Here is a 1865-nt window from a genome sequence, read left to right on the forward strand (position 1 = left end):
GGCGTGGCCAACGTCAAGGCCACCTACTCGGGCGACGCCAGCGCAGCCAGCAGCACCTCCAACACCGTGGCTGAAACAGTGGGCAAAGCCACGCCTGCCGTCAGCACGGCCTACACCATGGCGGCCCAGACCGCCAGCGGCACCACCGTCTCCATTACCGCCCGCATTGCTGGCGCCAAACCTACTGGCACTGCCACTTTGTACAACAACGGCACAGCCGTCGGCTCCCCCGTCACCCTGGTCAACGGCATTGCCATCTTCAACGCAACCCTGCCAGCCGGCGCCGCCAGCTTCACGGTTGCCTACTCCGGAGATGCCAACAACCAAAGCGTGACATCGTCACAGCTGACCGCCAGCATCCAAAGCACCAGCAGCATTGCGTGGCAAAGCGCCACACCGGCCAACCCCAGCCTGGGCACACCGGTGACCCTCAAGGCCGGTGTCTCCAACGTCTATACAGCGGTTTCCGGTACTGCCGGAGTTCCTCAGGGCACCCTGAGCTTCTTCAGTGGAAACGTGTTGCTGGGTACTGCAGCCTGCAACGCTTCCGGCGTCGCAACGCTGGTCACCAGTGTGTTGCCGGTCGGCACCAACAGCATCCGCGTGGTGTACTCGGGCGACACGCTGCACGCAGGCTCCAGCCTGGACGCCGCAGCCAGCATCACCGTCCAAGGCGTGGCCACCAACACCAGTTTGGCGGTTGCCCACACCCAAAGCACCTACGGCGCCAACCTCACGCTCAGCGCCATGGTCTCCAGCGCGAGCGACCAAAGCGCCATTGCCACCGGCCGCGTCAGCTTCTACAACGACACAACCCTGCTGGGAACGGCCGACGTCGTCAATGGCCGTGCCAACTTCACCACCGCCGGCCTGCCCCTGGGCACAGCCAAACTCAAGGCCGTCTACGACGGCAGCACCAGCTACCCCACCAGTGCCTCGGCCGTCGTCAACACCACCATCACGGCGGGCACCACCAGCACGACACTGAACGTCTCGCCAAGCCCCAGCGGACCGACCGCCCCGGTCACCCTGACCGCGCAGGTCAGTGGCACCAACCTGACCGGCAAGGTCAGCTTCTACAACGGCGCAACCCTGCTGGGCCAATCCATCGTCACAGGTGGCATCGCCAGCTTCCTTGTGGGCAGCCTGCCCATGGGCCGCAACAGCATCAAAGCCGTGTACGGCAATGACGCCAACAACGCCGCCAGCAACTCGGCCATCGTCTACCAGACGGTGCAATTGGCGCCAGCCAGCCTGTCGCGCGGCTCTGCCGCGACGATCACGCAAAACGGCACCATCGCCATCAACGTACCCGGTGCCACCGATGGCAGCGTGACACTGTTCAACGGCACCACCGTGGTCGCCACGGCCCAGGTGGTCAGCGGCGTGGCCCTGCTGTCGGCAGCCAAGCTGCCTGCGGGCAACCTCAACCTCACGGCCACCTACAGCGGCAATGCCAACTTCCTGTCCAGCACCCTGCAATTCAGCCAGACCGTGCAACAAGGGGTGAGCGCAACCGCGCTGGTCATGAATGCCCAGAAACTGAGTGGCGCTGGTGGCAGCAGCATCCAGTTGGGTGCCGTCGTATCCGGCAACAACCCCACCGGCACCATCACCTTCTACAGCGGCAGCACCCCACTGGGCGCACCCGTGCCCCTGACCTATGGCATGGCCAGCCTCACGCTGCCTGGCGCCACTGCGCTGGACAACATCACTGCCGTCTACAGCGGTGACAGTGCCAATGCCACCAGCACCACCTCGTCCAGCTTTGCAACGGTGGTGGTGCATGCCAGCGCCGATGCGGCCGACCGCGTGCTGACCCAGGTGCACGACAAGGACGGCCTGCTGCGCGCCACGGTGGATGG

The 1865-nt window shown here is 65.1% G+C and carries 1 protein-coding gene; it reads left to right on the top strand.

Features of this window, described 5'->3' with window-relative positions:
- Positions 1-1865 (top strand): beta strand repeat-containing protein (locus AC07OO_RS25410; protein ID WP_495084966.1); only part of this gene is annotated, 1865 nt, incomplete at both ends.

The organism is Rhodoferax sp. GW821-FHT07G04 (assembly GCF_059418585.1).